This window comes from Pseudomonas sp. GW821-FHT05H12 (assembly GCF_059419385.1).
The window spans coordinates 46,636-53,704 of sequence record NZ_JBWKRS010000041.1; the positions used below are offsets into that span (position 1 = coordinate 46,636).

The 7,069-nt window shown below is 61.7% G+C and carries 6 protein-coding genes; all 6 read right to left on the reverse strand.

What is annotated here, in order from left to right; translation table 11 throughout:
• Position 1: 1 nt before the first annotated feature.
• The gene (flgK, locus tag AC07SU_RS26795; protein ID WP_494998755.1) at positions 2–2,038 is read right to left on the reverse strand and encodes a flagellar hook-associated protein FlgK; all 2,037 of its coding nucleotides are present in this window, start codon (positions 2,036–2,038) and stop codon (positions 2–4) included.
• 10 nt (positions 2,039–2,048) lie between these two features.
• Positions 2,049–3,317 (reverse strand): flagellar assembly peptidoglycan hydrolase FlgJ, encoded by a 1,269-nt coding sequence (flgJ, locus tag AC07SU_RS26800; RefSeq protein ID WP_494998756.1) that lies wholly within the window; start codon positions 3,315–3,317, stop codon positions 2,049–2,051.
• A gap of 4 nt (positions 3,318–3,321) precedes the next feature.
• Complete coding sequence (locus AC07SU_RS26805) at positions 3,322–4,410, reverse strand: flagellar basal body P-ring protein FlgI (RefSeq protein WP_176996377.1); 1,089 nt, start codon at positions 4,408–4,410, stop codon at positions 3,322–3,324.
• A 27-nt stretch (positions 4,411–4,437) separates the two neighbouring features.
• A complete protein-coding gene (gene flgH, locus AC07SU_RS26810) occupies positions 4,438–5,133 on the reverse strand; it encodes a flagellar basal body L-ring protein FlgH (RefSeq protein WP_176996203.1) in 696 nt (231 codons plus the stop codon).
• A 53-nt stretch (positions 5,134–5,186) separates the two neighbouring features.
• Positions 5,187–5,972 carry a flagellar basal-body rod protein FlgG gene (gene flgG, locus AC07SU_RS26815; RefSeq protein ID WP_176996204.1) on the reverse strand — a complete coding sequence of 262 codons (786 nt, stop codon included), beginning with the start codon at positions 5,970–5,972 and terminating at the stop codon, positions 5,187–5,189.
• A gap of 68 nt (positions 5,973–6,040) precedes the next feature.
• Entirely contained in the window at positions 6,041–6,781 is a 741-nt protein-coding gene (locus AC07SU_RS26820; protein ID WP_176996205.1) for a flagellar basal body rod protein FlgF, read from the reverse strand.
• Positions 6,782–7,069 lie beyond the last annotated feature (288 nt).

Genomic DNA, 7,069 nt, shown 5'->3' on the forward strand with positions numbered 1-7,069 from the left:
TTTAAAGGGCGTTGATCAGTGTGCTGAAGGTTTCTTGCGCGGCCTTGATGATCTGCGACGACGCGGTGTAGTACTGCTGGAACTTGATCATGTCGCCCGCCTCCTCATCCAGGTTGACCTGGGACACGGAGTTGCTGGCCGCCTTGTTCGCCGCCAGCAACGCGCCGGTGGCTGTGCTGTCAGTGTTGGCCTGGGCCGCCTTGGAGCCCACCTGCGACACCAGTCGGCTGTTGGCGCTGACCAGGCTCATGCCCGCATTGCCATCCACCGCACCCACGGTCGCCTTGGTCTGCAGCCCCAGCAGTTCCTGGGCGTTACGGCCATCGGAGGTGGCGCCGCTGTTGAACGAGAAGGTGGTGCTGTCGTCCTTGGCTGGCGAACCGCCCACCGAGGTATCGAAACTGAAGCTCTTGCCCGGGATCAGCGCGCCGGACGCATCACGCATCGGCACGTTGATGGTGATCTTGTTGGCCTGCCCCGGGATGATGCTGCCGGTGCCGATCGGGTTGCCCTGAGCGTCGCTGATTTTGTACGACTGCGTACCATCGGCGGCCACGGCGCCATAGACCATTTTTACCGGCATCGAGTTTTCGATCCCGGTGCGCAACTGCGCGGTATCGGCGCCGCCGTTGATATCGATCGGCAGCGTCAAGGTCGGCGGCGTGAACGTGCCAGTGCCGGTGTTGGTCTTGCTGGCGTTACCGGCCAGTGCCCCGGCGTACGCGATTTTGTTCGGGTCCTTGAGCTCAACGCTGATATTGCTGGCCCCGGTGGCCGTCGGGCTGACCTTGAAACTGTCACCGGCAGCCATTGGGCCTTTGCCATCGAGCGCCAATGTGAAACCGTCGATCACCGGTGGCGGCGTGGTGGTGGTGTCGAACGACCCCATGGCCTTGCCGTCGGAACGCACGACGTTGTACTGGTTGCCACTGGTGAAAGTGACCTTGTAGTCGAAGGTCGACAGCTTGCTGCTGTCGGCAATCGTCACGTTCAGGTTGCCGGAGCCTGCGCTGTTACCCGCGGCCGCCTGGCTGCGCTGGGAGATCGCTGCCGCACTGTTGATATCACCGAACAACGAACTGCCGAAGTCACTGTTCAGGTCCAGGCCCTGGCCCAGCTGGCGGTTGACGGTGTCAGCGGTGGCAATGGCGATGCGGCCCAAGTCGTTGATCGCCGGCATCAGCACGTCGCTGCGATAACGCAACAGGCCGCCAATGCTGCCACCGGTGACCACCGAACCGATGTCCATCGCGGTGTCGCCCATGTTCAGCTGAATGGTGTACTGGCTGTTGTCGGTCTTGCTCGGCACCGCCGAAATCGGGTTGGAGATCCCACCCTCAACCAGCGACTGGCCGGTACCGGTGGTGATGCTCAGTTGGCCGTTTTTCTCGGTGGCCGTCACGCCGATCAATTCATTGAGCGAGCGCACCGCTTCGTTGCGCGCATCCAGCAGGTTGTTCGGCGCACTGTTGGAGGTACCGCTCGCCTGGGCGATCTGGTTGTTCAGCGAGGCAATCGACGACGTCAGCGAATTGACCTGATCGCTCATGGTCTTGAGCTGGCTGTTGATCGTTTCTTTCTGCTGGGTCAGCTGCGTGGAAATCGAGTTGAAACGGTTGCTCAAGGTCTGCGCGCTGGTCAACAGCAATTGCCGGGCGGAAATGTCCGAAGGGTTGGCGGCGGACGTTTGCAGCGCTGAGAAAAACGCACTGAGGGCCGGGGACATGCCGGTGGACTTGTCCGACAGGGTCTTGTCGACCGCAGCAGCCTGGCCGGCATAGGCGGTGGCGTCGCTGTTGAGCGCGGTACTGCTCTGGTAGGCAGCACCGAGGAAATCGTTATAAATGCGGCGCACATCCGCCAGGGTCGTACCGCTGCCGATGTAGATACCGCCGTACTGGTTCGACGCACTGGTGTTCTGGGTGGTCTGCTGGCGCGAGTATCCCGGGGTGTTGACGTTGGCAATGTTGTTACTCAGGACCGACAGCGATCCTTGAGCGGCGTTGAGCCCCGACATCCCGATATTGAGCAAACTCATGATTCAGACCTTATAAATGAGTGGATGCGCCCGCGGCAGCGTAGTTCTGGTAGCTGTTCATCGTTTTTGCGATCTGCGAAATCTTGCTGGCGTAGTCCGGGTCGGTTGCATAACCGGCTTTTTGCAACTCGCGTACAAACTGTTCCGGGTTGTCGGCCGATTTCACAACTTCTTTATAGCGATCATTGCTTTGCAGCAACGTCACCAAGTCGTGGAAGCTGTCCTGATAGGAGTTGTAGGAACGGAACTGCGCCGTCTCCTTGACCATCGCCCCATCGCGAAACTCGCTGGTGATCGCGCGGGCCTGGCCGCCCTGCCAGCTCTGCCCGGCCTTGATGCCGAACAGGTTGTGGCTGCTGCTGCCATCTTCGGCACGCATCACCGATTTGCCCCAACCGGTTTCCAGGGCCGCCTGGGCCACCAGGTACTTCGGATCGACGCCGATGCGCGCCGCCGCGGCCTTGGCCATCGGCAACATGGTGGCAACGAATTCATCCTGCGAGCTGAATGCCTTCTTCGCCGGCGCCAGCGGTGGCTGGGCAATGGCACGGCCGTAGACCTGCATCTGGCCTTTTGGCGCGACGGCAAACCCGCGCGCGGCACTGTTGATCACGTTGTCTGCCGCCGCGCTGTTACGCAGCGGCACGGCGTTGTTGACCGTGGTGGCGTCGGTGTTCGGCACGATGCCGGCCAACAGCCGATCAGTCAGCTTGCTCGGCAAGGAGATACGCCGCTGGTTCATCAGCGCCACATCGTTGGTATGGGACACGCCCCCCTCGGGCACCGCCACGCGGTACGCCCACAGCGGGCGCTGGCCATTGGAGCGACCCAACGGGCCATCAGCTTTGGTGCCTGCGGCAATCGCGGTCGGCACGTCGACTTTCTTCGCCGGCTCCGCCGTTGCGGGGCCTTGCAAAGTGGCGGCCTGAGGGTCCACCGGTTTGTTCTTCTGCATCTGGCGCATCAACACGTCAGCCAGGCCGATACCGCCGCCCTCGCGTGACATGGAGACCGCCAGTTGCTGGTCGTACATTTCCTGGTACTGCTTGGCCGCCGGGGTGTTCAACGGGTTGTCCTTGCCCAGCGCTTCGGTGGCCGAGCGCGCTGACTTGAGCATCTCGCTCAAGAACAACGATTCGAACTCCTGCGCCACCTTGCGCATGTTCGCATCGCTGTTCTTGTCGGCACCGACCTTGAGCTGGTTCAGCCGGTTCAGGTCGGAGTAAGACCCCGAGTCCGCCGTGCTGGTCAGCCCGCTTTTGCGCATATCCATAGCCATGGCCTTAGATCACGATCAGGTCGGCTTGCAGGGCGCCGGCCTGTTTCAAGGCTTCAAGGATCGCCATCAAGTCGCCGGGCGCTGCGCCCACCTGGTTCACCGCACGGACAATCTCATCCAGGGTGGTGCCGGGGCCGAACTTGAACATCGGCTTGGCTTCTTGCTGGGCATTGACCCGCGAACGCGGTACCACGGCGGTCTGGCCATTGGACAACGGGCCAGGCTGGCTGACGATCGGGTCTTCGGTGATGGTCACCGTCAGGCTGCCGTGGGTCACCGCGGCCGGCGACACCTTGACGTTCTGGCCGATCACGATGGTGCCGGTGCGCGAATTGATGATGACCTTGGCCACTGCCTGGCCCGGGTCGACCTCAAGGTTTTCCAGGATCGACAGGTAGTCGACACGCTGGCTTGGGTCCAGCGGTGCTGTTACGCGGATCGAACCGCCGTCGATGGCTTGCGCCACGCCAGGGCCGAGCATGTCGTTGATCTTGTCGACCACACGCTTGGCGGTGGTGAAGTCCGAACGGTTGAGGTTCAGGGTCAGGCTGTTGCCCTGGTTGAAACCGCTCGGCACGGTGCGTTCAACGGTGGCGCCGCCCGGAATACGACCGGCCGACGGCACGTTGACAGTGATCTTCGAGCCGTCACGGCCCTCGGCGTCAAAGCCGCCCACCACCAGGTTGCCCTGGGCGATGGCGTAGACGTTGCCGTCGATACCCTTGAGCGGCGTCATCAGCAAGGTGCCGCCACGCAGGCTCTTGGAGTTACCGATGGACGACACGGTAATGTCCACCACCTGCCCCGGCTTGGAGAATGCCGGCAAATCAGCACTGATCGACACGGCAGCGACGTTTTTCAACTGCACGTTGCCCGACCCTGGCGGCACCTTGATGCCGAACTGCGACAGCATGTTGTTGAAGGTCTGCAAGGTGAACGGGGTCTGGGTGGTCTGGTCACCCGTACCGTTGAGCCCCACCACCAGGCCGTAGCCGATCAACTGGTTGGAGCGCACGCCCGAGATGCTGGCGATGTCTTTCAGGCGCTCGGCCTGGGCGACTGCGCTCAGGGACAACAGCAATGCCGCTGCCATCAGCTGTTTGAGGTTCAAGATGATCACCTAGAAAGGGAACAGCGGGCTAAGGAAGAAACGGTCGAACCAGCCCGGCTGACTCGCATCAGCAAACGAACCCGTACCCGAGTAGGTAATGCGCGCATCGGCAATCCGCGTGGACGGCACGGTGTTGTCGGTGGCGATGTCATCGGCGCGGACCATGCCGGCGATGCGCACCAACTCGTCGCCGGTGTTGAGGGTCATCCACTTTTCACCGCGCACCGCGATGATGCCGTTGGGCAATACGTCGGCCACGGTCACGGTGATCGAACCGGTCAAGGTGTTGCCTTGCGCCGCCGCGCTCTTGCCGTTGGTGGCACGGTCGCCGCTGTAGCCGGCGCTCAGGCTCAGGTCACCGCTGCCCAACGGGTTGTTGGTGTTGGGCACGGCGCCAAACAGCGAGGTCAGGCCGATGCCGGTCTTGCTGGTCTTGTCGATCTGCGAGTTGGCGTTCTTGCTGGCCTGGGTCTTCTCGTTCAGGGTGATGGTGATGATGTCACCGACCCGGAATGCCTTGCGGTCGCTGTACAGGTTCTGTTCGAAACCGGCCTGGTAGATTGAGCCATTGTTGGCCGCCGCCGGCAACGGTGTGCGTGGCAACACCGGTGCGTAGTACGGGTCATTGGGTTTCGGCGTCGGGGCGACACAGCCCGCGAGCACGGCGATCCCACTCAATGCCAGAACAGAAACATAGCGATTCATGACCCTTACCTCACGGTGTTGCAGGCGCCAGAAAAAGCGCCCCATAGACTTGGTTACAGATTCTGCGTTACGAACGAAAGCATCTGGTCGGCGGTGGAAATCACCTTGGAGTTCATCTCGTAGGCGCGCTGGGTGGTGATCATGTTGACCATCTCCTCAACGGTGCTCACGTTGGAGGTTTCCAGGGTGCTTTGCAGCGTGGTGCCGAAGCCGTTCAGGCCCGGGGTGCCGATTTGCGGCGCGCCGCTGGAAGCGGTTTCGAGGAACAGGTTGTTACCGATGGCTTGCAGGCCGGCCGGGTTGATGAAGTCGGCGGTCTGCAGGTTGCCGATCACTTGCGAAGCCGGGTTGCCGGCAACGGTGATGGACACGGTGCCGTCGTTGCCGACGGTAAAGGTCTGGGCGTTGTTCGGCACGACAATGGCCGGTTCCAGGGCAAAACCGTTGGCGGTCACGACCTGGCCGTTGGCGTCCAGGTGGAAGGTGCCGTCACGGGTGTAAGTGGTGGTGCCGTCCGGCTGCAGGATCTGGAAGAAGCCCTTGCCGTTGATGGCCATGTCCAGCGGCTGGCCGGTCTGTTGCAGGTTACCGGCGCTGAAGTTCTTCTGGGTGCCGACGATCTGCACACCGGTACCCAATTGCAGGCCCGACGGCAGTTCGCTGTCCTGGGTCGATTGGGCGCCCGGCTGCTTCTTGATCTGATAGAGCAAATCCTGGAACTCGGCACGGTCACGTTTGAAACCCGTGGTGGACACGTTGGCCAAGTTGTTGGAAATGGTGGTCAGGTTGGTGTCCTGGGCGGACAAACCGGTTTTGGCAACCCATAGAGCCGGAAGCATGCTGTTCTCCTTCGTGCGCCTGTTTGTTGGCGCTGCGCTGCAAAATTAGTGGTTCAACGAGGCCGCAATCAGCTCATCGACAGAACGCGGGTCATGGCCTGGTCGTCTTCTTTAGCGCTGTTCATCATCTTGATGTGCAGCTCGAATTGCTTGGAAAGCGCCAGTACCGCTGTCATCTCTTCAACCGCGTTCACGTTGCTCGCCTGCAGGAAACCCGAGGTCAACCGCACGTTCGCGTCGGCTTGGGCAGGCTGGCCATCCTTGGTGTGGATGGTGCCGTCCAGGCCTTTATTCAGATTCTTGGGGTCGGGCTGGACCAGCTTGATGCGGTCCACTTCAGCCATCACCCGTGGGCCTTCGCCCATGGCGCGGATGCTGACGGTGCCGTCGGCGCCCACTTCGATTTTCTGCTGGGGCGGCACGGCAATCGGGCCACCGTTGCCCATGATCGGCATGCCGTTGCCGGCCCGCAGCACGCCCAGTGCATCCACGTTCATGCTGGCGCTGCGTACGTAGGCTTCGCCGCCGTCGGGGGTTTGCACCGCCATCCAGCCATCGCCGTTGACCGCCACGTCGAGGTCGCGGCCGGTTTCAATCATCGCGCCAGGAGCAAAGTCGGTGGCCGGCCGTTCGGTCATGGCAAACGCCCGCGCCGGAAAGCTGTCACCGAACACCGGCATCGAACGCGCCTGTTCCAGGTCGCGTTGAAAACCGTTGGTGGAAATGTTCGCCAGGTTGTTGGCATGGGCCTTCTGCGCCAGAGCATTCTGGCTGGCGCCGGTCATTGCCACATAAAGGTACTTGTCCACGCTCTTTCCTCTTTCTGACGGACGCTTGCCGCCCACCGCTGTACTGAGGAGGCTTAAGCAATTTGCGAACCAACTTTTTAAAAGGCGGAGAAATCCAGGCGGGGCGGGGGTTTGCGGGCGGGTGTGAAGATCTGATGGACGAACGAGAGTCGAAAAAACGGCGGACTACTGCCGCCTGCGGCAAGCCCCGTCCTTGAAAACGACATAGATCAACTGTGGGAGCTGGCTTGCCTGCGATGGCGGTCAGTCAGTGAAGCATGCGGGGACTGACACACCGCCATCGCAGGC

What these genes read in the sequence shown, in the direction of transcription:
- flgK (WP_494998755.1), bottom strand. Translation starts at nt 2,038, where the DNA reads ATGAGTTTGCTCAATATCGGGATGTCGGGGCTCAACGCCGCTCAAGGA.
- flgJ (WP_494998756.1), bottom strand. Translation starts at nt 3,317, where the DNA reads ATGGCTATGGATATGCGCAAAAGCGGGCTGACCAGCACGGCGGACTCG.
- AC07SU_RS26805 (WP_176996377.1), bottom strand. Translation starts at nt 4,410, where the DNA reads ATGGCAGCGGCATTGCTGTTGTCCCTGAGCGCAGTCGCCCAGGCCGAG.
- flgH (WP_176996203.1), bottom strand. Translation starts at nt 5,133, where the DNA reads ATGAATCGCTATGTTTCTGTTCTGGCATTGAGTGGGATCGCCGTGCTC.
- flgG (WP_176996204.1), bottom strand. Translation starts at nt 5,972, where the DNA reads ATGCTTCCGGCTCTATGGGTTGCCAAAACCGGTTTGTCCGCCCAGGAC.